The sequence below is a fragment of the Myroides sp. 1354 genome (genome assembly GCF_030324495.1).
In the GTDB taxonomy this organism is placed as follows: Bacteria; Bacteroidota; Bacteroidia; order Flavobacteriales; family Flavobacteriaceae; genus Flavobacterium.
Genome location: NZ_JACAGN010000003.1, coordinates 224807 through 249877, shown reverse-complemented (window position 1 = coordinate 249877; position 25071 = coordinate 224807). Strand labels below are relative to the sequence as shown.

The following is a 25071-nucleotide window of genomic DNA, read 5'->3' as shown; positions in this document are numbered from 1 at the left end:
AAGAATATACGATGAGCATCTTAGAAATGAAAGTTCCTTCACCAGGTGAATCAATTACAGAGGTTGAAATTGCTACTTGGTTGGTAAAAGATGGAGACTATGTTGAAAAAGACCAAGCAATTGCTGAGGTTGATTCAGATAAAGCAACATTAGAATTGCCTGCTGAAGCAAGCGGAATCATTACTTTAAAAGCAGAAGAAGGTGACGCAGTAGCGGTAGGACAAGTGGTTTGTTTAATCGATACAGGGGCAGCAAAACCAGCGGGAGGATCTTCTACAGAAGCTAAGCCAGCAGCGGAGGCTCCAAAAGCAGAAGCGCCTAAGGCAGAGCCAGTACAAGCACCTGCAGCAGCTACTTATGCAACAGGTTCAGCTTCGCCAGCTGCCAAAAAAATATTAGATGAAAAAAATATTGATCCTGCTTCAGTTACTGGAACAGGAAAAGAAGGTAGAATCACAAAAGAAGATGCTTTAAACGCGAAACACTCTATGGGAACTCCAACAGGTGGACCAAGAGGAGAAGAGCGCAAAAAAATGTCTATGTTGCGTCGTAAGGTAGCAGAGCGTTTGGTTGAAGCTAAAAATACAACAGCTATGTTAACGACGTTTAACGAAGTTAACTTAACAAACGTAAACAAGCTAAGAAGCGAATACAAAGACGCTTTCAAAGCAAAACACGGTGTTGGTTTAGGATTTATGTCTTTCTTTACGAAAGCAGTTACTCGCGCTTTAGAATTGTATCCAGATGTAAACTCTATGATCGATGGTCAAGAGCAAATTAAATATGATTTCTGTGATATTTCAATCGCAGTATCAGGTCCAAAAGGACTAATGGTTCCTGTTGTTCGCAACGCTGAATTGTTGTCTTTCCGTGGAGTTGAAGCTGAAATTAAACGTTTAGCTACAAGAGCTCGTGATGGACAAATTACTGTAGATGAAATGACAGGTGGGACTTTTACAATCACTAATGGTGGTGTATTTGGATCGATGTTATCTACACCAATCATCAACCCTCCACAATCTGGAATCTTGGGCATGCACAACATCATCGAGCGTCCAATCGCTGTAGATGGTAAAGTGGAAATCCACCCAATGATGTATGTTGCGTTGTCATATGACCACCGTATCATTGACGGACGTGAGTCAGTAGGTTTCTTAGTAGCAATTAAAGAAGCATTAGAAAATCCAACTGAATTATTGATGGATAATAATCCTAAAAAAGCTTTAGAACTTTAATAGAATAAAGGTTTATATCACAAAAAGGCAACTAGTTTAGTTGCCTTTTTTTATTGGATCAGTTGAGTTAAGGATTGAGGGGTAGGAGTTAAGCCATCACAAAGAGCAAATCTCACAAAGAACAAACCTCACAAAGAACAAACCTCACCTCATCAATAACAAAATCACAAACCTTATAAAAAACCCTTTTTCTATTGTATCTTTGTCCATTAAAACAATAAAGACCATGTCGAAAGAAACGAAAAAAGGGATATTTAGAGGGATTATAGAGAAAGATGAACAAGGAAATTATTTTTGCGGACCTTACCTTTTAGATTATCAATATACAGAAGCTCAATTCAAATTGGGTGATTTAGTGAGTATCAAAACGGTAATTGCTAATCCAAGTGGAAAAAGTAGAGATGCTTATCCGATGAAATCCATGAAGTTTTTCTTAGCGGATGAAGAATAGAATACAATACAATAACAATTGGTATTGATGAATAGAGGAGATAATGTGAAATTGTCTCCTTTTTTTATGCTTAAAAGTGTTGCAGTGTAAAAAAACATCAAAATAGATGAATTAAAAGAAGGTTTGTTTTGTTAAAAGCTGTTATTGCACTACATTCCCCATTCTTTTACTAGCTGTTATTGTATAACAGTAAGTAATCAATTTTGACACTGTATTTAATGTATAAGAGTATATGCGCAGCTATTATGCTATTTTAGAAGTTGACTCATCAGCTAGTCCCAGGGAGATTAAACAAGCGTTTAGGCGATTGTCTAAGCAATATCATCCCGACATGAATCAAGGGAATACGGCATACCAACATAAGTTATTTGATGTGATTAAGGCCTATGAAGTTTTGGGTAATGAAGTAGAGCGAAGAGCTTATGATTTAACGTTGTTTCGAACCCAATCAACAACGACAGAAAGGACGCAAACAGCAAGACCTACACAAACAACGACAGATTACTATCAGCCGGAAATTATTGATTTTTCGTGTAATCAATCTTACTTCTTTATGGGAGATTTGATTGAGATTAGTTGGGAGTGTAAACAGGCCGATGTGATTCGAATTTATCCTTTGGGTTATATGGATGAGTTGAGAGGAAAAGTTATTTATCGCGTAAAAGAATTAGATGCGAAGTATTTGTCTTTTGAATTGACGGCGACCAATCAACATAGTTCGAAAATTACGAAGCGCAGTATTCATTTAAACAATGGAGTGTATATGAATTTTACAGAAGCGAATTTACGTGATCAAGTGAAGTATACAAATCCGCAGCATTGGAGTATGGGATTTTTAGCTCCTTTGGGTAGAAGTTCAAGAAAAGATTTTGGATTACGTGTAGCATTTTTGACTACGTTGTTTCTAATGGCATTTCTTTATCAACCTCATTTTGAACATGACGGAATGTATTCTTTCATTTGTACAGCTTTAATCTATGTATTGATTATTTGTTCTGCTAGACGATTACACGATGTCAATCGACACGGTATTCTGTCTTTATTGTTGTTAATTCCGCTATTGAATATCGCTGTTTTACTAATTTTACTTCTGTTGAAAGGAGAGGATTTACCTAATAAACACGGACGTAAACCTAAATTTTAGTTGTGTCAATTGGGTCTAAATAGGGATTGTTTATGCTTTGCTTTTTTAAGGAAACTCGTTGGAGTCTAACGTTTTTTTTAGCTTATATTTGTAGTTAATAATGTTCAAATCCTATTTTTTGAGATGAGTTCTTTGTATTATATCGATCGAACGGATACTCGTTTAGAAGACGTCATGTTTACTGAAGGAGTAGCAAGAGAAATCGAAGCGTTCTTAAAAGAATATAAGTATCGTGAAATCTTGACGAAGTACAACCTACCTGTAAGTAATAAAATTTTATTATACGGAAAAACAGGTTGTGGTAAAACCATGACGGCAAAAGCCATTGCAAAACAGTTAGATAAAAAACTAATCATTGTAAACTTGGCGACTATTGTCTCGTCTAAACTCGGTGAAACAGCAAAGAATATCGAAAGTCTATTTAAAGAAATTCAATATGAGAGTGCTGTTTTGTTTTTTGATGAGTTTGACTCTTTAGGGCAAATTCGCGATTACGACAACAAAGACAATAGTGAGATGAAGCGCGTAGTCAATGCTATTTTACAACTCATTGACAATTTTCCACAAAAGTCTATTTTAATCGCAGCGACCAATCAAATTCAGATGATTGATGAGGCACTGGTGCGTCGTTTTGAATTGAAATTGGAATATACAGCTCCAGAAAAGGAAGCTTTGGATCAATATTACGATAAAATGTTAGCCGTTTATCCAGCGGAGTATGCTACTGTGGAGCGTTTATATGATATTTCTTATGCAGAGGCGAAGACGCATATTTATCGCACGGTGAAAAACAACATTATTACAAGCCAACTGGCATTAGAAAATTAGTAAAGAATAAAAGAATAGTATATATGATGAAATGGGAAAAGTTGCTGTCTTTAAAAAAACACGGCGACACCTTTGTACGAAATCGCTTAGATGAAAGTCAAACGAGAATCGGTTTTGAAGTAGATTATGATCGCATTATCTTCTCTTCACCTTTTCGCAGTTTACAAGATAAAACACAAGTAATCCCTTTATCAAAAACAGACTTTGTTCACACCAGGTTGACGCATAGTTTAGAAGTTTCTGTGGTAGGTCGTTCCTTAGGGCGCAATGTAGGGGCGAAGCTTTTACAAAAGTATACTTACTTGGCTGAAGAATATGGCTATACAGTCAATGACTTTGGTGCTATTGTCGCAGCTGCATCTTTGGCACATGACATCGGAAATCCCCCTTTTGGACATTCAGGAGAAAAGGCGATTGGCGATTTTTTTAGCCGAGGAAAAGGCTTGGCATTCAAAGAGAAAATGACGGAAAAAGAATGGCAAGACTTGATTGATTTCGAGGGGAATGCCAATGGTTTTTCAATTTTGACTAAATCGCGTCCAGGGATTGAAGGAGGATTGCGTATTTCCTATGCAACCTTAGGTGCGTTTATGAAATATCCAAAAGAAAGTTTACCTAAAAAACCAACCCGCGATATTTCAGATAAGAAGTATGGATTCTTTCAAGGGGATAAAGAAGCTTTTATCGATGTAGCTTCAGAATTGGGGATGATTATGAAAGATGATCGAGTGGAAACGGCATTTCACCGCCATCCATTGGCTTATCTAGTTGAAGCAGCGGATGATATTTGTTATACGATTACCGATTTTGAAGACGGAATTAATTTAGGCTGGATTCCAGAAGAACACGCCTTGGAATTCCTTATCATGATTGTACAAAATAGCATCAATACACAAAAGTATTCTCAACTAAATTCTAAAGAAGACCGCGTGAGTTATTTGCGCGCGTTGGCGATAGGAAGTTTAATTGATGATGTAACGCGTTTGTTTATTGAGAATGAAGAAAAGATTCTAGCAGGAGATTATCCGTTTGCCTTGACAGAGAAGTGTTCTTATATTGCGCAGATGAAAGATATTTTGGCGGTAAGCATCAATAACGTCTATCAGAGCAAAGAAGTAATTGAAAAGGAGATCATCGGGTATCAAGTAATTGAAACGCTGTTAGAACGCTTTATTACGGCTACGAATAATCGTTATTATGGGGAAGATAATCACTATGATGGGTTGATTCTCAAATTATTGCCAGAGCGTTATATTGTAGAAAGCGATAGTTTATATGAACGCTTGATGAGTATTTGTCATTTTGTGTCCATGTTAACGGATGGAAAAGCATTAGCATTATACCATACAATTAAGGTTACGAAATAAAAAAAAGGCTTTTGAAATTAATTTCAAAAGCCTTTTTTCATTATTTAAACAAATATGGAAATGCGATTATTTTTTTGTTGTACTCATCCAAACATGTGCGTAATCCATCATTCCTCCATTCCAAATTTTCATTGCATCTGGAGCAGCAATTGCTTTTGCCTCTTCTAAAGTTTTTCCAATAACGTCCCCTTTAGTTGAAGAAATAGAAGAAACTCCTCCTTTTGTAGCAATAGCAAATGTAGCTTTTGTTCCATCAGCGTAATCTCTTACATATAACGTTAAGAATTGACCTGTTCTTCCTGAATAGTATCCATCAGAGTTTGTAATTTCAAAGATGATTTGCCCTTTTGCTTGATCATCAAACACCTTTTTTAATTCTAATTTAGCACCTTCAGTAAAATTACCAGCTCCTGAAAAATCTCCCATTAATAGGAATGCATCATTGTTTCCATTCATTACAAATTGGTAATATCCCAAGTTTCCTCCGATTGTTTCAGTTACATAAGTACCGTTTAATCCTTCAAATACAGGATTTTCGTCATCTTCTTTTTTATAAGTACTGAAACTTGCTTCTACTTCATTTGCTGAAGCAAATTCTGCTTCTGCTTTTGTTTTTGCATCGGCCTCACCGAAAGTTAAACGAGCAACATCTACTGTATTAGCCGTGATGTTTTTCAACTGTGCTACAAAGTAAGATCCTGCTTTTTCTCCTTTACCTTCTAATAAGATTTTGTTTGTATTGGTATTGTGTTTCAATACTTTCATGTCATAGGAACCATTGAAATTCACTGTTTCATTTGAGAAAGTATAGAAATAAGTATGTCCTGATCGTGAGAAAACGTATTTTCCTTGTACTGGAAGGTTAATTTTCTCGCCGTTCATTTTAGTCAATTTTAACCAGCTGAATTTGTTGTTTGCGTGGTCTGGTGTAGAATTTCCACCAGCTGGATAAACCGCTTTAATTGCTTCAATTTCAGATGAGAATGAATAATCAATGTTAATATCTAATGATTCCCCTTCTTTGATGTTACGCAAGAAAAAAGCTTTGTATTCGCTAGCTGTTTGGTGTTTAGAAACTACTTTCAATACACCATCTGTGTTTTTGTAGATTTTGATGATGTTGTATAGGTCATCTTCTTGTCCGCTTCCTGCCATTAATGACATCTGCATTGAAATCGATTTCTTTTTAAAATCAAATGGAATTGGATTTCCAGCATGTGCGTAAGCGTAAGCACCTTCAAAATGAAGTTCAGAACCTACTTCTATTTGTCCATTTTCGTCTGGGTTCTCTGGTCTAATTACGTTATCATCACTAGAACAACTAGTAGTACCAACTGAAATTAACGCAAATATTGCTAAAGCAGATAAGAGTTTAGTTACTTTCATCATGTGTAGATTATTATGTTTTTAGTTATAATTTAATTTAGACCAAAAATAAATAACAAAAATGAGATGTGCAATATTATTTTTATTTTTTCTAAATAAGAATAATTTATTGGAGAGAAGAAAGAGGAAAGGAGTAGGGGCAAATGGCAATTTGCCCTATATATCGAGAAATCACATCCAAAGGAATCCCGTAGGGGCAAATGGCAATTTGCCCTATATATCGAGAAATCACAACCAAAAGAAATCCCGTAGGGGCAAATGGCAATTTGCCTGAACACGGAAAAATCACACCCCAATGAATCCCGTAGGGGCAAATGGGAATTTGCCCTGTACATGGAAAAATCACATCCAAAGGAATCCGGTAGGGGCAAATGGGAATTTGCCCTGTACATGGAAAAATCACATCCAAAGGAATCCGGTAGGGGCAAATGGCAATTTGCCCAGAACATGGAAAAATCACATCCAAAAAAAAAGGTATTGTGAAATTTCACAATACCTTTTTTTATTTTTTAACCTTTTATCTGTTCACACAGATAGATAGATTCTTAAGCTTCGAATGGAAGGATTGAAACGTAAGACTTGTTGTCTTTTTTCTTTTGGAATTTAACAACACCGTCAACTTTAGCATGTAAAGTATGGTCTTTTCCCATATAAACGTTTTCACCAGGATTATGCTTAGAACCTCTTTGTCTTACAAGGATGTTTCCAGCGATAGCTGCTTGACCACCGTAAATCTTAACACCTAAGCGTTTCGATTCTGATTCTCTACCGTTCTTTGAACTTCCGACACCTTTTTTGTGAGCCATGACGTTATAATTTTAAATTGTTAATTACTCAGCTGCTTCAGCTGTTTCTTTTTTAGTCGCTTTTTTCTTTGCTCCACCGAAGTTGATTCCTTCAATTACGATTTGAGTCAAAGCTTGTCTGTGACCGTTTTTCTTTTTGTAACCTTTTCTTCTTTTCTTTTTGAAAACGATTACTTTGTCACCTTTAAGGTGTTGTAAAACTTTAGCTTCTACAGAAGCACCTTCTATAACTGGGGCGCCTACAGTAATGTTATTGTTGTCATCAACTAAAAGAACTTTATCAAAAGTGATAGTCGCTCCTTCTTCTGTTGCCAAACGGTGAACATAAACTTTAAGGTCTTTGCTAACTTTGAATTGTTGCCCAGCTATCTCTACGATTGCGTACATAACAATAAATTATTAAGGTTTATTTAAGTGTGCAAATTTACAAATCTTTTTTAATTGGTCAAATCTTTTTGATTATTTGTTTTGTAATGTTTTGATTCGTAAGTTATAAGTTCGTAAAAGGAGTAACGTTTTCCTTTTTTGAAGGAAGTCCTTTTCTTTCTTCATCGAAAATTGTGCAAAAAACGAAAAAACAAAACCCCAAACAACCAGCTTCACAGCTTTACAACGCAGGAATCTTACTAAATAAAATGTTAAATTTTGTTTTTACTCTTAACTCCCCTGTAACATTTTGAAAAATAAGCGTCTTATTATACTATAAACTAAATTCAAAAACTACAAAATGAAAAGATCACTCTTGATTTTGGGCGCATTATTTTACGGAATGACAGCGTCAGCTCAAAAAGTGGAATTCGAAGAATACACCTTGGACAATGGGCTAAAAGTTGTTTTACATCAGGATAAATCAGCGCCTGTAATTATTACCTCTGTGATGTATCACGTAGGAGCAAAGGATGAGAATCCTGATCGTACGGGATTTGCACATTTCTTTGAACATTTATTGTTTGAAGGAACACAAAACATTGAACGTGGAGAATGGTTCAAGTTGGTAACGGCGAATGGGGGAAAAAATAATGCGAATACTTCAGATGATAGAACATATTACTATGAAGTGTTTCCTTCGAATAACTTAGAATTAGGGTTGTGGATGGAATCTGAGCGTTTAATGCATCCTATTATCAACCAAATTGGTGTAGATACACAAAATGAGGTAGTAAAAGAAGAAAAGCGCTTGCGTATGGACAATCAACCGTACGGACAGTTGTTGCCTCAAGTAAAAGAAAATTTATTCAAGAAACACCCGTATCGTTGGGCGCCTATTGGATCAATGGAGCATTTAGATGCAGCTACATTAGAGGAGTTCTTAGCGTTCAATAAGAAATTTTACATTCCAAATAACGCTGTATTAGTGGTTGCTGGTGATTTTGAAACAGCACAAGCGAAAAAATGGATTCAACAGTATTTTGGATCAATTGCAAAAGGGACAGCAGTAACGCGTACAGCTATTCAAGAAGATCCAATTACAAAAGAAATTAGAGCAGAATACCAAGATCCAAACGTTCAAATTCCGATGTTGGTTCAAGCGTATCGTACACCTTCAATGAAAACACGCGAAGCCCGTGTATTGGATATGATTTCTTCTATTTTATCAAATGGAAAGAGCTCTAGATTGTACAAGAAAATTGTAGATGAGCAGAAAAAAGCATTAGAAATTGGAGCTTTTAACTTGAGTCAAGAGGATTATGGTGCTTACTTAATCTACGGTTTACCAATGCAAGGGTATACAACAGAAGACCTAGTAACTGAAATTGACAAAGAAATTGAAAAATTACAGACGGAATTAATTTCTGAACGCGATTTCCAAAAATTACAAAACGTATTGGAAAATGAATACGTGAGTGGAAATTCAGACTTAGAAGGTTTAGCACATAATTTAGCTACCTATAGTTTGTTGTATGGAGACACAAATCTGATCAACACAAATATTGAGATGTACAGAGATATTACACGTGAGGAAATCCGCGAGGTAGCTAAGAAATATTTGAATAAAAATCAGCGTTTGATTTTAGATTATACTCCAGAGAAAGACGTTAAAAACTAATGCTAAACAGTAAGAGAGAAATGAAAAAAGTATACCTATATGCAGCTAGTTTAGCTTTGGCTTTAACAGTTGCTCAATTACATGCACAAGATAGAAAACAACCTGTTTCAGGACCTGTACCAACCGTTCACGTAGGACAACCAACTTCATTTGTATTAAAGAATGGATTAAAAGTATTGGTTGTTCCCAATCATAAATTACCTCAAGTATCTTATACATTAACCATCGATAATCCGTTGGTTGCTGAAGGAGATAAGGCAGGGGTAACTTCAATTTTATCTCAAGTATTAGGGAACCAAACAAAAAAAATGTCCAAAGAGAAATTCAATGATGAAATTGATTTCTTAGGGGCAAATGTTCGTTTTGCTTCTAGTGGTGCATTTGCGAGTGGATTGTCTAAATACAATGAAACGATTTTAGGTTTATTGGCTGATGGAGCATTAAATTCTGTAATTACACAAGAAGAATTTGACAAAGCTAAAGCCCAAGTCATCGAATCGTTAAAAACAAGTGAAAAAAGTGTATCTGCAGTTGCAAGTCGAGTAGAAGATGCCTTATTATACGGTAAAAACACGGCAGCGGGTGAGTTTGAAACCGAAGCTACTGTTTCAAATGTTACGTTGGCAGATGTACAAGAATATTATGCGAAGTACTTTACACCAAACAACGCTTATTTAGTTGTAGTTGGGGACGTAGATTACAAGAAAACAGAAAAAGCGGTGAAATCGTTATTCAACAATTGGAAAAAATCAGCAACTACATTTGCTGAAGCAACAACCAATAAAAATGTAGCGAAAACGCAAATTGATTTCGTTAATATGCCCAATGCAGTACAGTCAGAAATTGCATTGATTAGCGAAGTAGAATTAAAAATGACAGACTCCGATTATTTTGCTGCTATTTTAGCAAATCAAATCCTAGGTGGAGGTGGTGAAGGACGTTTGTTCTTGAATTTACGTGAGGCACATGGATGGACCTATGGTGCGTATTCTTCAATCAGCACAGCGCGCAAATATCCAGGTAAATTTAGAGCGAGTGCATCGGTTCGAAACGTTGTAACGGATAGTGCAGTAACTGAATTTATCAAAGAAATCGACTTGATGCGCACTACACTAGTGAAAGACGAAGAGTTGAAAATGGCAAAAGCGAAGTATATTGGAAACTTTGTGATGGAAATTCAAAAACCAGAAACTGTAGCCCGTTATGCCTTAAATAAAGAATTACATAAATTACCAGCTAATTTTTACGAAAATTACATTAAGGGAATCAATGCAGTAACAGCGGCGGATATCCAAAAAGCAGCACAAAAGTATTTCTTGAAAGACAATATGCGTATTGTAATTGTTGGAAAAGGAGCAGATGTTGTTGCAGGATTAGAAGGATTAAACAAGCCAATGTTCTTCTATGACAAAGAGGCAAATCCTGTGGAAAAACCAGTATTCAAGAAAGAAGTACCTGCAGGAGTAACTGTACAAACTGTTTTGGCAAACTACATTCAAGCGATTGGAGGAGATGCAAAAGTAAAAGCAGTGAAATCCTTGTTGATTACTAGTGAAGCTGAAGTACAAGGAATGAAATTGGAAATGGTAAATAAAGTAAAAGACGGCTTTTTATCATCAGAACAAAAAATGATGGGAGCAGTCATGTCAAAACAAGTGATTACGCCTAAAATGGGGTATGCCGTTGTACAAGGACAAAAAACGGATATCACAGGAGAAGAGTTAAAAGAGGCTCAAGCTGAAGCTGTTCCTTTTGGAGAGTTAAAAGCAGATGCAAATGCTGTGTTAACAGGTATTGAATCAATCAATGGTGTTGATGCGTATGGTGTAAAAGCAGGTAACACAACAAGCTATTATGATGTAACAACAGGATTAAAAGTAGCTGTGGTACAAGAAGTAGAACAAATGGGGCAAAAAATGCAACAAGTGGTTAACTATTCAGATTACAAAGAAGTAAAAGGAATTAAATTTCCATTCGTTCAAACGATGAATGTCGGTATTGAAATCGAAATGAAAATCAAGGAAATTAAAGTTAACGAAGGAGTATCGGATGCAGATTTTAAATAATCTTTTTTAAAATTAATTATAATTCTTTTGAAAAGTCGCTATTCATTTTGAATAGCGACTTTTTTTGTTTGAGATAAAAAGAAGGGTACAAAAAAATGAGAAGTATTGATTCTCAAAATAAAAAGAGTGAATTAGAAGAAGTGGAGGATTTATTTTTTTGTATTTTTGTTCCTGTAAAAGAATTTAAGAATCAAAGTATTAATATACAACAAGATGAAAATAGTAAAACTAGGATTAGTTGCCTTATTAGGGGGAGCTTTTTTAGTGGGATGTAAAAGCGAGACTAAAAAAGAAGCAGAGCAAGTAGAAACGGTTGAGCAAACAGAAACAGCTACAACAGAGACGAATGAAGTGGCAGGAAACATGGAACAAGCTACCTTTCAAATTGAAGGAATGACTTGTGCTTTGGGATGTGCAAAAATGATTGAAGGAAAATTATCTGGACTGCAAGGAGTAAAAGAAGCTACAGTAGATTTTGAGAGTAAAACAGCTACAGTAGTCTTTGATGATGCAAAGCAAAATGGAGAATCGCTAACACAAACGGTTCAAAAAATTGCAAATGGCAGTTATACGGTAGAGAATTTAGAGGTTAAGACGCTTTAATAGCGATTGTATAAAAAAACTCGATCTACAGATCGAGTTTTTTATTATTTTTTAGTTTCTTCCCAACGCAAAGATTCTAACATCTTTCGCATATCCTGTTGGATATAATGACTGGCGGGCAGAATAGAGTCAAAGTTTGGTTTGGCATAAAAATACAAAGAGGCTACAACAAAGTTTTTTACACTATCTGTAGCGTAGAATTGTACATTCGTTGCTGCATTTCCTCCTACGTGATAAAACATACCAAAAACGCGATCTTCTTCATTGAGGTAAGGTTGCTCGATAATCTCGTCTGCTTTGATAAAATGTTCATAGGTCAATTTTTGAGCATCTTTTAGTAACGCATCTAAATTGTTGTCTACCGTTTTGTAATTCATGAAAACAGTCGCTTTCATTTGTGGATAATGCACTTCAAAAGCTGTTGATTTAACTTCTTTTACAGAGGTATTTTTATTCAAATCAAATGTAAAGTGATGGTACGAGTTTTCGTAGCTTTGATATTCTGGTTTTGGGTATTGAAGTGCTAGATAGGCATTGGGTCTTGGAGTTGTTTCTTTTTTACAAGAACCTAGCATTAGCAGTGCGCCTAAAAAGGCAGCGCCATAAAGGGCAGATGTTTTTTGGAACATAAATTTATTTACTTATCCGATTAAAAAGGCAAATTGTCGTTGTTGTTTTCCCCTGGAATAGAGAAATTATCAAGGGTTCTTTTGCGTTCTATTTCTTCAGGTGTAACTGCTTTTCCACTTTCTTTTTTGGTATCTAAGAACATGAATTCTGTTACTATGATTTCTACAATTTGTTTTTGGATCCCTTCTTCTGTCATCCACTGTCTCGTTCGAATTCTACCTTCTACGTAAATGCGATCTCCCTTCGTTAGGTGTTTTTCACAGATTTCCGCTTGTTTGTTGCGAACTACTATGTTGTGCCATTCCGTTGAAGTAATGCGTTCATTGGTTGACTTATTAATGTAAACTTCATTGGTAGCTAAGGGAAAACGTCCAATACAATTGCCGTTTTCAAAATAATGTATCTTGACATTTTCGCCTAGGTGGCCAATAAGGGTAACTTTGTTCAGTGTGCCATTCATAAGTGAAAAAATTATACAGTTAAGGATTGAATAAAGTTATGAATTACAATTGGAAAACCAAATTTATTTAATTCTGTCCAAGGGATTGCATGCTCTAGGGTATGATTCGTTTTGATTAGCCAAAAGTGAATGTGCAGTTTTTGATGAGAAAGTTGATGAATAATAACCTCTTCTGTTAGGCATTCTACCTGAGTAATCGGCGGTTTATTTTGCTGTGCTTCGATATGTTCTCTTATGTTGATTGGTGTTTCATCAAATCGATCCACAACAGGAAATTGATATAAGTTTTGCCAAATATCCTTTTTAATGCGTTGTTCTAGTTGAGTATTTCCCTCTTTATCTAGGTATATTAAGAAATCCATATAGCGATTCTTTACCTTGGTTTTACTCAATTTGACGGGTAGTTTGTCGATTTGATTGGTTTGATAAGCCACACAAGTCGTTTGAAAGGGGCAAGGCGTACAATCCGTTCCTTTAGGAGTACATTGAGTGGCGCCAAAATCCATGATGGCTTGGTTAAAAATAGCTGGATTCTCTTTAGGAATAAGGCCTGCAGCTACTTGTTGAAACTCTTTTTTTGTTCTTTGAGTAGATATATCAGATGTAATTCCGTAAATTCGTGCGAGAACTCGAAAAACATTTCCATCCACAACGGGAACGACTTCATCATAAGCGATAGAGGCTATTGCAGCAGCGGTGTATTCACCTACACCTTTGAGGGTAAGTAACTCCTTATAAGTGGTTGGGAATTGTCCATTTAGTTCGTAGGCTACCTTTTTAGCTGTTGCGTGTAAATTACGCGCGCGGCTGTAGTATCCTAAGCCTTGCCAAAGTAATAAAACATCATCCTCTTGGGCATTTGCTAGATCAAAAACAGTAGGATAAGTCTGTTTAAAAGCCTCAAAATAGGGTAATCCTTGTGCTACACGCGTCTGTTGAAGTATAATTTCTGATAGCCAAATGTAATAAGGATCTTTTGTTTCACGCCAAGGTAAAATGCGTTTGTTGTCTAAGTACCAAGCTATTAGTTTGTTAGAGAAAATCATGATTAAAATGTGTGAGGGGCAAAAATAAACGATATATAATTAAATTTTAATCGATTAAGATTGAATTATTGGATTATAAATTAATATATTTGCACACTCTAAAAAAACGGACAACAACAAATATAATTAATATCTAAAATGACTAAAGCGGACATTGTAGCTAAAATTTCAGAGAAATTAGGGCTTGAGAAAGGTGACGTTCAAGCGACAGTAGAATCTTTTATGGATGAAGTAAAAGCGTCGTTAGAAACAGGTGAAAATGTGTATTTAAGAGGTTTTGGAAGTTTTATCATCAAAACTAGAGCTGAGAAAACTGGAAGAAACATTTCTAAAAACACAACAATTAGAATTCCGGCTCACAACATTCCTGCATTTAAACCAGCTAAAGTGTTTGTAGAAGGTGTAAAGTCAAACACAGAAGTAAAAGTAAAATAATTTATTAATCTCTAAATTACACACATTATGCCAAGTGGTAAAAAAAGAAAAAGACATAAGGTAGCAACGCATAAGCGTAAAAAAAGAGCGAGAGCTAACCGTCACAAAAAGAAAAAGTAGTTTAATACTACTTTTTTCTTTTCTAAGAAATTTTAAAGTACGCTCATTGATAGCTATCTTATCAAGTTGAAGAAGGAATAAACAAGTGCAACTTGTTTTTAAAATAATGTTTAATCCATCTATACAAACTCATTTTGTTTTGAAAGGATTCTTTAGAATAACTAAAACAGTGTAATGAATGAGTATGGATAAAAATGTACAGTGTGAATAAAGAGCTAATTATTAGGTCGAATTCTGATACAGTAGATTTTGCCTTATTAAAAGATGGAAAACTAATTGAACTGCATAGAGAGCGTGAGGCTGATGAAGGTAATGGTTTTCAAGTAGGGGATATATTTATCGCCAAAATTAGAAAACCTGTCCCAGGATTGAATGCCGCATTCGTGCACGTAGGTTTTGAAAAAGATGCTTTTTTGCATTATCACGACTTAGGGCCGAACTTAAAAACGCTACTCAAGTTCACTAAACTTGTAAGTGGAGGTAAATTAAAAGATTTCGCCTTAGAAAACTTTGTTTTTGAAGATGAAATAGATAAAGATGGTGCCATTACGGATGTATTGAGTGCCAATCAGTCTTTGCTTGTTCAAATTGTCAAAGAACCTATTTCAACGAAAGGACCGCGTATTAGTTCTGAATTGTCAATCGCAGGTCGATATGTCGTACTTGTGCCTTTTTCGAATCGTATCTCAATTTCACAAAAAATTGAGTCTAAAGAAGAAAAGGACCGACTGAAGAAATTGGTACAGTCCATCAAACCCAAAGGTTTTGGTGTAATCGTACGCACAGTTGCCGAAGATATGAAGGTAAGCGAAATCGATAAGGATTTACGCAACTTAATGTCCAAGTGGAACAGTATGTGCAAAAAGTTAACAACCGCACATCATCCTTCGAAAGTGTTGGGTGAAGTTAATAAAGCTTCCTCAATTTTACGCGATGTGTTTAATGATACTTTTACGGGTATTATTACAGATGATGAGGATTTGTATTATCAAACGAAGGACTATTTGCAAGAAATTGCCCCTGCAAAGGTGTCGATTGTCAAACATTATCAATCGAGAGAAGTTCCAATCTTTGAGAAATACAGCATTGAACGCCAAATAAAAACCTCTTTTGGTAAAACCGTTTCTATGAGCAAAGGTGCTTATTTGATTATAGAACATACAGAGGCGTTGCATGTTATTGATGTGAATAGCGGTAATCGTTCAAACAAAGCACAATCACAAGAAGATACTGCCCTTGAAGTAAATCTAATTGCAGCAGCAGAAATAGCGCGTCAGTTGAGATTAAGAGATATGGGGGGGATTATAGTGGTCGATTTTATTGATATGGGGAATCCAGAGAATAGAAAAACACTGTATGATTTCTTGAAAGAAGAGATGAGCGATGATAAAGCCAAACACAAAATTTTACCACCAAGTAAATTCGGATTGATTCAAATTACGAGACAACGCGTTCGACCAGAAGTGTCAATCGAAACTAGAGAAGAAGATCCAAATGAACACGGTGAGATTGAAGCACCTATTTTAGTTATTGACAAGATTAGAGCTCGAATCGAAAATATTATTGCAAGAGATCCATCTTGTAAAATAATCTTGAATACACACCCTTTTGTGGCAGCTTATCTTACGAAAGGATTGCCATCATTGCGAATGAAGTGGTGGATGGAATTCAAGAAATGGGTCAAAATTGTACCGCGTGACGCTTACACGTATTTAGAATACCATTTCTTTGATGATAAAGGAAAGGAAATATCAGAATAACGAAAAACCCAAAACGGCATCCGTTTTGGGTTTTTTGTTAGTTCTGTTTTTCAAGGTAAAACTCTATGGTTTGGGTAAAACCTTCTTCGTCTGTAATCGTAAGGTAGTTCACGCCCATTTTACCGTGTATAGCCAATTCGTGAAATTGTCGAGTGGAATCAATATATTGTTCGTTTAAATACCAAAACAGAGTTTTATTCGCGCTACTTGTACTCGCTTTTGCAATAAAAGGCTGTAGTTCTGAGTAAAAGTTTTTTGTCAGGTAAATGTGTTCTCCGTGTTTGGGATAAATAAACTCTATCTTTTTGAGTTGGTCTTGTGGACCACAATCCGCTCTATATGGAGGTACATCCTGATAATCACTATGTGATTTTCTGTAAAAATAAGCCATGGTTGGCGGTAAAATAAACCAAGGTGTGGGCCTAATTTGATCAACGGATTCACATTGACTGTTGACTTGATGTTGCAAGCTAGCATCTAAGTGAATGAGTTTGTGATAAGGACATAGCACTGTCTTCTTTGCGCGAAAAGGAATGAGATCGGTTTTTGTTTGTACACAATTCGGACCTGCGAGATAACCCGAGCTTGTGCAAATAACAACTTCTTCTAAATCATTCAGTGGTGCCGCCATATCTTTTTGTTTGGGTAGTAATTTGAATAAATCAAAAAGAATAGGCCCCGCCATGCGGACTCCACTAATTGAAGGACGTCCTTCTCCAGTGGCATTTCCCACCCATACGCTAACGACGTATTTTTTATTAACGCCGATGGCCCACGCATCTCGTCCACCAAAACTTGTTCCTGTCTTCCACGCAATTTTAAGCGCGGAGTCGTAATATTGCCATGCTTCATCTCCTTCGGGTCTATTTACTTTTGTTAAGGCTTCAAATGTATTGTAAATGGCTCCTGCACCCCAAATAGTCTTTTCTTTGGAACTTTCTCCATAGGATTGCATATAATCTGCCTTCCAATTTAATTCTTGTACCTCTTTGGTGCGATAGGCTTGCTCTTGGTTGTAATGATTGACAGTGCCTACCATTCCAGCATAAGCTCTTGTCAACTGCCACAAACTACTTTCAGCTCCTCCTAAAATTAAAGATAACCCGTAGTGATCGGGGTATTTGTTGATGGATGATAGTTGTAACTGTTGAAGGTTATCGTAAAAACGATATACCCCATATTGTTGTAACATCAGTACAAAGGGAATATTCAACGAACGCGATAGAGCTTCATTTGCCGTAGTGCCTCCTTCATAACTATTAGAAAAGTTGGTGGGTTTATAGCCCGAAATTACCACGGGAATATCCGCGACCAATTGATGGGGTAGCAGTGAGGCGTCATCCAACATAGCTGCATATAAGAAAGGCTTTAAAATACTGCCCGTACTTCGATTGGCTTGGATGATATCCACGTCTTTTTGATGGGCTGATGTCGTAGGAGAGTTGCCTATGTAGGCGATAATATCTCTATTCTCTACATCGACAATTAAGGCTGCAATATTGTATACTTCAGCTTGCTTATAGTGTAAGTAATAATTAGCAATAATAGCGTTGGCACGTTGTTGTATTTGGTAATCAATTGTCGTAACTAAGCGTTCTTCTTTATTGCTCTTGGCAATTTGCTGTAAGAGATGAGGAGCCATTTGAGGCAATTCATGTGGCTTTTGAGGTAAGGGCTCAGTCAAAGCCAACTCATAGGTATTCTGATCAATTTTATTAGCCTCCAATAGTTTTTTCAACAAAGCATTGCGTTTTTTTAATAGGATTTCCTGATTTTTTCCAGGATAGATTAAACGAGGCGCATTAGGTAGTACTGCTAAAGTTGCACTTTCTGCCCAAGAGAGTTGTTCCGGTGCAGTCCCAAAATAACGCCAAGCGGCTACATCTAATCCAACGACATTTCCTCCAAAAGGAGCATGAGAGGCGTATAGTTTTAAAATAGATTGTTTGCTGTATTTGAATTCTAATCGAGTGGCTTGAATCAGCTCGATGATTTTTTCAAAATAGGTGCGTTGCTTTCCTTCTCTAGCTAAGCGAATGGTCTGTTGAGTTAAGGTACTACCTCCTCGTTTTACTTTACTCGCCTTTAAATTGGAGAAGAATGCTTTGCCCATTGAAATCGGATTAAATCCCCAATGGTAGTTGAAATACTCATCTTCATATAGTGTAATGCACGTTTTGAACTTATCGGGTACTGTTTGCATCTCTGGAAATCTCCATTGCCCATCAGGGGCAATTTGAGCGGCTAGTAGTTGATGGTCCTTGCTTTCAATAACGGTGGAATACGAAGCGTCAAATAACGTTCGCGGTAAACAAAAATAATAGGCAATCAAAGCGATACCTACGAGAATAGTAAGCACCTTTTTTTTGGTGCTCCAAGTCTTCCATTTTAAATTGGGTTTGAATTTCATATAAAGCAATACAGGGATATTCATCCCTGTATTTATATTGATTTATTGTTTCACTATTTAATTACTTCTACCCATTGACCGATTGTTCGACAGCGGTAGGCATTGTCATACATTGCATTGGCTTGCACTCCTGGTAGGTAGTAGTTACCTAAATACGATGCATTCAACGTTACTTTTAGCACTTTGCTACTATTGGCTTGTAGAGTAAAGTAGAAGAGAGAACGATCGTCGCGTATATCAGTATAATCTACTTGATTTTCCGTTCCTCCTGCATCTGTATAACGCAAATTGACAATCTCCCATCCCGAAGGTACAATATGAGTTAGAGCGACGTTTTCAATACTGCGATTGCTCGTATTGGAAATGGTAATATCACAAATGAACTCCGTTCCTTGTTGTAAGCTCGACGGATTAATTGCTAAACCATTCGTCGCTCGGTACGTTGTTCGAATGGCTAAATTACTTTGATCGGCTTGCTCTTGTCCAACAGGTAAAATACCACTTGAAGTTAAACGCGCATAAACCACTGCATTGCTCTTATTCTGTACCGCTAAGGTATTACTCGATTTGATATTTTTCAATTCCGCATGAACCATGGCTTTGGTTGTGTTTACCGTAGCGGGTTGTCCGTTATAGGTATATACTGTGTTTATTCCATCACTTGGCTTGTGTACATTGACATAGCTTGCAATCGCATTTAAGGCATATGCCGTTGTTTGTGTGCTCATCCATTGAGAAGATCCCAATTTATTTGCTAATTCAATGGCATATTCATGTGTTTTCAGCTTGTTGCCATTGCTGTGTATCATCGTTTCTAAGGCCATGGCTAAGTTTCTCTCATACGAACCATAGTAGGAATAGCCCGCAATCTCATCTAACGATAGATTGGCAATTAACTTTTGAGCGGCCTCTTTTTGTCCCGCTAGTGCATAAGCTGCAGCTAAACGGAATTTTGTATTGGTTGAGATACCTTGCGTTTCTCTTAATCGATTCATGGAAGCTAGGTCGGGTTGTCCTGCTAAAGCTAATGTATATAAACGGTAGGCTTGTGCGAAATCAGTGTTGTAGCGGGTGTTGGATTTCCATTGACGTGCCATTTTTTGTTGATACGAAATCCAATTCGATTTACTGTTCACTGGTAAGACATATCCTTTTTTCTCTGCTTCAAGATAGAAGTGACCTACATAAGAGGTTGCCCAATCATCCGCATAGCTATTCCCTGGCCAATAGGCAAATCCACCATCAGAGAATTGACGTTGAGCTAAACGTTGAATACCCTCGTTTACATTGCGCTGGATACTTTGTTTTTTGCTGTCGTCTAAGGTGATTAAATCCGCTAAATACAGCTGTGGAAATACACCCGAAGTGATTTGTTCAGTACATCCATGAGGGAAGGTGATTAAGTAATTCAAACGAGATGTTAGGTTGATATTCGGGAATGCCGAAAGTTCTAATGTCGCTTTGTTACTTCCCGCAATTCCAAATGGATTCCAATCTAAGTTTTCTTCACTTTGTGGATCAATACTCACGATTTGCGTGCGCGTCGTTACAGGGTTTGGATTTAATACATCCAACTCAATGCTATAGGTCGCTTTTTCTTTGCCTGAAGTTGCTTCAATTTCAATTTTAGAAATACCAGTTTTATTAGAAACTTCTAATTCAAAATAGGCGATTTTTTCATCCGGTTCACTGAATGTTAGTTGTTGAGTTGAAGAACCACTAATTTTAAATTTGTCATCTGTCTTAACGGAAATCTGTACGTTTTTCACGTGGTTTTCCATTGCAAATACAGTTACAGGAAGCGTAATCTTTTCTCCTGGAACAGCTCTTCTGGGTAAAGACCCTAAGATCATCAACGGATTATTCACTTTTACCGTTTTGTCTGTATTTCCATACGCTCTATTTTCGGTATTGGAAGCGACAATCATCGTTCGAACCGAACCGATGTATTTTGGCAACTTAATTTCATGTGAAGCTGTTTTGCCTTTTTCTAAGGTATGTGGACCAGAGAAAATAACAACGGGTTTGAAGCGATTGGCTTTTTTTACTTGTCCAGCGCCTAAATCCTCGTCTCCACCAATACTAAATACTTGGTTGATGGTTCCTCCATATGCCCCAATGATATAATCAAAAACATCCCAAGTGCGCACGCCTAAAGCTGCTTTGCTATAGAAATTTTGCCAAGGTGTTGGAGTTTTGAAACGCGTTAAATCTAACAGACCATCTTCAACAATCGCTACAGTATACGTCATTTTGTGCCCATTTTTTTCCTTCACTTTGAGGGTGAATTTTTCTTCTGGACGCAATTTGTCTGGCATGATAATTTCAGGCTCTAATTTGGTCTTTTTATTGTATACACTGATTGGTGCAATACCATATAAGCGAATCGGAGCGTTGTTTATCGTATAAGCATGGGGCTGAATAAGGGTAATATTAATATACGCATTAGGAGCCATGGCTGCTGTTGCTGGTAATTCAAAGGTCGTTTCTCCTTGTTTGGTCTGTACCCAATGGGTAGATAATACACTACTGCCACTTTCAACTGAAACTAAAGCTCGTCCTCCTTCACTGGAAGGGAAAGAAAGTTTTATTTTTTCATCTACAGTATATTCTTTTTTATCCGTAGCAATAGAAAGTGCAATTGCATCTTTGCCCTCTTTGTGTTTGGTTTTGGCTGACCAATAAGGCCAATCCACATATACTTGTTGGGAGGCAATATGTCCACTGTTTAAGTTGGTTAATACGACTTCGTAATTTCCCCAATCTTGTTCTGGAATTTTTAATTCGTATTTCGTACCTCCTTTTGACGAAGTACTGATTTCATCTGAACTGTATAAACTGTAATAGTCTGAAGCATTGTAGTTCGAAACTCCGTATTCATTCGAGCTCCACCACCAATATCCTTTTTTTCGATAGACATCTACGCGTACATTTTGTCCTAATGCTTTTCCATCACTATCCACTGTGACAATAGAAAAATCTAATGGTTTATCTGTTTCGTAATAGCCATATTTATTTGCCTCAGGAGCTTTAATACCTACGTAACTAGCATAAGGTGAATAGGTCAATGTGGACACATCAGTAGATACATCCCCGCCATTCTCATATACCTTTGTCGTTAAAATAGCTTTTAACATGGCTGAGTTTTCTACTGTATTCTTAAGGTTTAAAGCAAAAGAGAAGTTTCCACTTTCACTTGTTCTGCCTGAATATACATTGATATCTTCCGTTGCATAAGAAGACAAACTATTGTTGAAACGATAGTTTGGATAGGTTTTAAAGGTCGTTTGTTCTGGAAGTAATTTGATTTGTACTTCCGCTCTTAAATTTTTAGCGGTACTACCTTGTAACCATTCTACGTTATAATCAATCTGCTTGTTGTAATAATCTGAAGTAATTACTTTTCCTTCTGCATTGTTTTTAATCTTTAAGCGATTGGGCTTAATGGTTTCAATTTTGATGCGTTTGTAAAATTTCGCTCCTCCTACTTGAATAACAGCTTCCCAGTTTCCAGTTGGGGCTTCTGTATCCGTTTTAATCTTAAAGGCATAGTGATTGGCTACATTTTTCTTCTGTACCACTTGTTCAGTTACCTTTCCAAATGGATCTGATAATGTCAGTTTAATCGGATGGTTTTCAGGTAGTGGATTGGCCATGTCATCCAAGATAAAACCAATATGGATGTCATCTCCCGGACGCCAAACCCCACGTTCCGTATAAATATAACCATTCATCCCCTTTTGTAGTGTTGTACCATCTACGTCATAGTTACTCACAGATAAGGCATTGGCTTGATCGATTTTGATATAAGTAGTATTGTTGTCTTGTTTGGCAATGGCAAAATACGCTTTGTTCTTACCTAAATTCACCTTGGCTATACCGTCGTTATCTGTCTTCGCAGACGCTAATAACTGTTGCTGATAGCTATAGAATTCTACGGTAGCTCCACTTACAGGGGCTGTTGTCAAAATATTGGTAACAATAGCAGTATAGACATTGTCATTTCCACCTTTTACAATAAGGGCTAAATCACTTGCCAATACATTCGTTGAAGGCATTTGCATGTAGTAATAGTAGGCGTCTGAACAAGGATCTTCTTTTTCTTCCCATGGATAATAACGATAGTAATATTCGTATTCATCATCTTCAGGAGATAATTCTTCTTCTTCCATTTCAATTTCTTCTTCCTCTCCTTCTGTTGAGCAATTGATTGCATAGGCTTTTTTGAAAGAAAACTTTACATGGTAAATCGCACCTGGATCAGGTTTGATTAAAGTGGATAAATCCAATGCATAAGCGTTCCAACGCATAAGTGCTTTTGGATCGGGATTGGTTAATTCGATGGTCGTTTTAGCAATCGGAGCTGCAACGGTATAAAGCGAATATGAACCGTCTAAATTGTTGGATTGTAAGAATTGTAAAATATTGTTTTGGAATACTTTGTAAACCTTAACATCTACAGCTTTTAAAGAAGTGGCTTTAAAATTGATTTTTAAATTTTCGGAAGAAGGGAGTATGGTACCATTTTGTAGCAATTGTACTTCCGGCTTAGGAATGGCAAACGTGATGTTTTCCGTATAAATAGTACTTAATTTATTGCCATAGCTATCGCTGATTCCCTCTTGCACACTCAAGGTTACTTCTTCTGGTAATGCTTTTTCACTATATACTTTGATGAGATTTCCTTCAATTAGGAAAGTGAGCGGTAAACTCTCTAAACCTTGTAAGCGGATTAATCCTTCTAAGTTTTGATTCTTTTTGATGGGATTGGAAAAGTTAATCGCAAAGGCGTGGTTGTCTCCAATTGTAGTGAGTACTTGATGAACTTGAAATACATCTTTCGCTGGTACATCAAAGTTTAATGTTGTTTTTTGCACCAATTGGATAGCTTTCGCGTCCATGGTTAAGGTCAATTCACTGCTTTCTTTTTGGCGCTTAATGCCGCGAATACTAAAAGGAAATTCTTTTGCCTCTTGAGCGTCATTGGTTTGAAAAGAAAGCTCAATGGCTTGTTTTCCTTGTTGAGCACTTGCTATTTTTTTGATGTTCGCAGTACTAATCCAATCACTAGATTTGATGATCCCGTTTAGAATATAGGTATCTTTATCGGTCGATTGTAAATCGGCAAATTCAGCTGTAAATTGCTGAGGTACGGTGTGAACTAAAAAGGAAAAGGCTTGTTGGTTTTCTTCTACAGTCGTTAGCTTTCCCAGGTGAAAAGTGATGTAGTATTTTTGATCTTGCTTTAAGCGTTCTGCTGGTTCAAAGCGCAAAGTTTGATTCGCTAAATAATGTAATTTACCTTTTACAGCAGGTGAAATAGTAAATAATTTAGCATCCACTTCTTGCTGATCTTTCCATTCGCCCCAGTTTTTTGTCAAGGCAATATCAATCGGTGTTTTAGAGGAAATCATTCCCGTAGTAAAAGCGGTGATGTATTCGCTAAAATCTTTGGGATCCGATAAAGGGAAATCCTGAGTAGCGTCTTTTTTACAAGCCTGTAGGAAGGCTAATAACAAGCAAACGAGGGTTAGTACAATTCTTTTCTTCATAGCTTTTTTTATAGTTTTATCTTCTTTTTTCAAAAAATGAACGCATAAGGGTTGCACATTCATCAGCTAAAACACCAGTTGTAATTGTTGTTTTAGGGTGAAGTTGGCCTCCCATGGTTTGAAAACCTCTTTTTTCATCACTTGCCCCCCAAACCACACGAGACACTTGACTCCAATAGAGTGCACCTGCACACATTTGGCAAGGTTCTAAAGTTACAAATAAAGTGCATGATTTCAGATATTTAGCGTCTAAATAATTTGCGGCAGAGGAAACTGCTTGCAATTCTGCATGTGCGGTGACATCGTGTAATAATTCAGTGAGATTATGACATTTGGCAATGATTTGATTGTTGGAAACAACAATGGCTCCAACGGGAATTTCTCCTTTTTCAAAGGCAATTTGGGCTTCACTCAATGCGATACGCATAAAATATTCGTCTGTAAAAATATCCATGGACTCTTTTATTTAACGCAAAGTTAAGTGAAAAAGGTTTTCGCTTTTTGAGAATGTTAAAAAATCACTAGTTCTGGGGAATTGGAAAGAGGAAAGAGGAAAGAAGAAATCGGAGCGTAGCGTAAATTGAACGTAGGGGCAAATGGTAATTTGCCAATTATAACCGACAAAGCTCCCAGAGAACAACAACAACCAAAAAAGCAACTTCCCAAAAGTCAAAAAACCAAAAACAAAGTTGTAATTTTGTTCTTTATTAATCTTACATCCATTC

Annotated in this window: 20 protein-coding genes; 10 read left to right on the top strand and 10 right to left on the bottom strand. The window is 36.6% G+C overall.

Annotated features, from left to right (window positions below; genetic code table 11):
- Positions 1 to 11: 11 nt before the first annotated feature.
- The 5 genes from odhB to dgt all read left to right on the top strand — a co-directional run bounded on the left by odhB (position 12) and on the right by dgt (position 5025).
- Positions 12 to 1235, top strand: a complete 1224-nt coding sequence (gene odhB / locus HX004_RS05555; protein WP_286441340.1) for a 2-oxoglutarate dehydrogenase complex dihydrolipoyllysine-residue succinyltransferase — start codon at positions 12 to 14, stop codon at positions 1233 to 1235.
- 226 nt (positions 1236 to 1461) lie between these two features.
- Positions 1462 to 1686: a hypothetical protein gene (locus HX004_RS05550; protein WP_286441339.1), complete on the top strand. Its 225-nt coding sequence runs from the start codon at positions 1462 to 1464 to the stop codon at positions 1684 to 1686.
- Positions 1687 to 1918: 232 nt separating this feature from the next.
- A complete protein-coding gene (locus tag HX004_RS05545) occupies positions 1919 to 2830 on the top strand; it encodes a DnaJ domain-containing protein (protein WP_286441338.1) in 912 nt (303 codons plus the stop codon).
- A gap of 123 nt (positions 2831 to 2953) precedes the next feature.
- On the top strand, positions 2954 to 3658 hold the full coding sequence (locus HX004_RS05540) for an AAA family ATPase (RefSeq protein ID WP_286441337.1): 705 nt from the start codon (positions 2954 to 2956) through the stop codon (positions 3656 to 3658).
- Positions 3659 to 3681: 23 nt separating this feature from the next.
- A complete protein-coding gene (gene dgt, locus HX004_RS05535; RefSeq protein WP_286441336.1) occupies positions 3682 to 5025 on the top strand; it encodes a dGTP triphosphohydrolase in 1344 nt (447 codons plus the stop codon).
- Between the two features lie 66 nt (positions 5026 to 5091).
- Here dgt and HX004_RS05530 read toward each other — a convergent pair whose 3' ends face one another.
- From HX004_RS05530 to rplU, 4 genes are all read right to left on the bottom strand, one after another.
- Positions 5092 to 6414: a hypothetical protein gene (locus HX004_RS05530; protein ID WP_286441335.1), complete on the bottom strand. Its 1323-nt coding sequence runs from the start codon at positions 6412 to 6414 to the stop codon at positions 5092 to 5094.
- A 103-nt stretch (positions 6415 to 6517) separates the two neighbouring features.
- Positions 6518 to 6877, bottom strand: coding sequence for a hypothetical protein (locus HX004_RS05525; RefSeq protein ID WP_286441334.1), 360 nt, complete (start codon positions 6875 to 6877; stop codon positions 6518 to 6520).
- A gap of 79 nt (positions 6878 to 6956) precedes the next feature.
- Positions 6957 to 7217 (bottom strand): 50S ribosomal protein L27, encoded by a 261-nt coding sequence (gene rpmA / locus HX004_RS05520; protein WP_002989789.1) that lies wholly within the window; start codon positions 7215 to 7217, stop codon positions 6957 to 6959.
- Between the two features lie 24 nt (positions 7218 to 7241).
- Positions 7242 to 7604 carry a 50S ribosomal protein L21 gene (gene rplU / locus HX004_RS05515; RefSeq protein WP_002989791.1) on the bottom strand — a complete coding sequence of 121 codons (363 nt, stop codon included), beginning with the start codon at positions 7602 to 7604 and terminating at the stop codon, positions 7242 to 7244.
- A 340-nt stretch (positions 7605 to 7944) separates the two neighbouring features.
- Here rplU and HX004_RS05510 point away from each other — a divergent pair, with 340 nt between their 5' ends.
- From HX004_RS05510 to HX004_RS05500, 3 genes are all read left to right on the top strand, one after another.
- A complete protein-coding gene (locus HX004_RS05510; protein ID WP_286441333.1) occupies positions 7945 to 9264 on the top strand; it encodes a M16 family metallopeptidase in 1320 nt (439 codons plus the stop codon).
- Between the two features lie 20 nt (positions 9265 to 9284).
- Complete coding sequence (locus tag HX004_RS05505; protein WP_286441332.1) at positions 9285 to 11330, top strand: M16 family metallopeptidase; 2046 nt, start codon at positions 9285 to 9287, stop codon at positions 11328 to 11330.
- 213 nt (positions 11331 to 11543) lie between these two features.
- Positions 11544 to 11933: a heavy-metal-associated domain-containing protein gene (locus HX004_RS05500; protein ID WP_286441331.1), complete on the top strand. Its 390-nt coding sequence runs from the start codon at positions 11544 to 11546 to the stop codon at positions 11931 to 11933.
- Between the two features lie 44 nt (positions 11934 to 11977).
- Here HX004_RS05500 and gldD read toward each other — a convergent pair whose 3' ends face one another.
- From gldD to mutY, 3 genes are read right to left on the bottom strand one after another with little or no spacing between them, the layout of a single operon-like run.
- Entirely contained in the window at positions 11978 to 12562 is a 585-nt protein-coding gene (gene gldD / locus HX004_RS05495; RefSeq protein WP_286441330.1) for a gliding motility lipoprotein GldD, read from the bottom strand.
- Between the two features lie 20 nt (positions 12563 to 12582).
- Entirely contained in the window at positions 12583 to 13023 is a 441-nt protein-coding gene (locus HX004_RS05490; protein WP_286441329.1) for a single-stranded DNA-binding protein, read from the bottom strand.
- Positions 13024 to 13034: 11 nt separating this feature from the next.
- Positions 13035 to 14069 carry an A/G-specific adenine glycosylase gene (gene mutY, locus HX004_RS05485; protein WP_286441328.1) on the bottom strand — a complete coding sequence of 345 codons (1035 nt, stop codon included), beginning with the start codon at positions 14067 to 14069 and terminating at the stop codon, positions 13035 to 13037.
- Between the two features lie 138 nt (positions 14070 to 14207).
- On the opposite strand from mutY, the gene HX004_RS05480 reads away from it, so the two are divergent.
- Both HX004_RS05480 and HX004_RS05475 read left to right on the top strand, forming a co-directional pair.
- Positions 14208 to 14504, top strand: a complete 297-nt coding sequence (locus HX004_RS05480) for an HU family DNA-binding protein (protein WP_002989807.1) — start codon at positions 14208 to 14210, stop codon at positions 14502 to 14504.
- Between the two features lie 323 nt (positions 14505 to 14827).
- Complete coding sequence (locus tag HX004_RS05475; protein ID WP_286441327.1) at positions 14828 to 16384, top strand: Rne/Rng family ribonuclease; 1557 nt, start codon at positions 14828 to 14830, stop codon at positions 16382 to 16384.
- 37 nt (positions 16385 to 16421) lie between these two features.
- Here the strand turns inward: HX004_RS05475 and pbpC are convergent, their stop codons facing one another.
- From pbpC to HX004_RS05460, 3 genes are read right to left on the bottom strand one after another with little or no spacing between them, the layout of a single operon-like run.
- Positions 16422 to 18794 carry a penicillin-binding protein 1C gene (gene pbpC / locus HX004_RS05470; RefSeq protein WP_286441370.1) on the bottom strand — a complete coding sequence of 791 codons (2373 nt, stop codon included), beginning with the start codon at positions 18792 to 18794 and terminating at the stop codon, positions 16422 to 16424.
- 53 nt (positions 18795 to 18847) lie between these two features.
- Positions 18848 to 24346 (bottom strand): alpha-2-macroglobulin family protein, encoded by a 5499-nt coding sequence (locus tag HX004_RS05465; RefSeq protein ID WP_286441326.1) that lies wholly within the window; start codon positions 24344 to 24346, stop codon positions 18848 to 18850.
- 16 nt (positions 24347 to 24362) lie between these two features.
- Positions 24363 to 24800, bottom strand: coding sequence for a nucleoside deaminase (locus HX004_RS05460; RefSeq protein WP_286441325.1), 438 nt, complete (start codon positions 24798 to 24800; stop codon positions 24363 to 24365).
- Positions 24801 to 25071 lie beyond the last annotated feature (271 nt).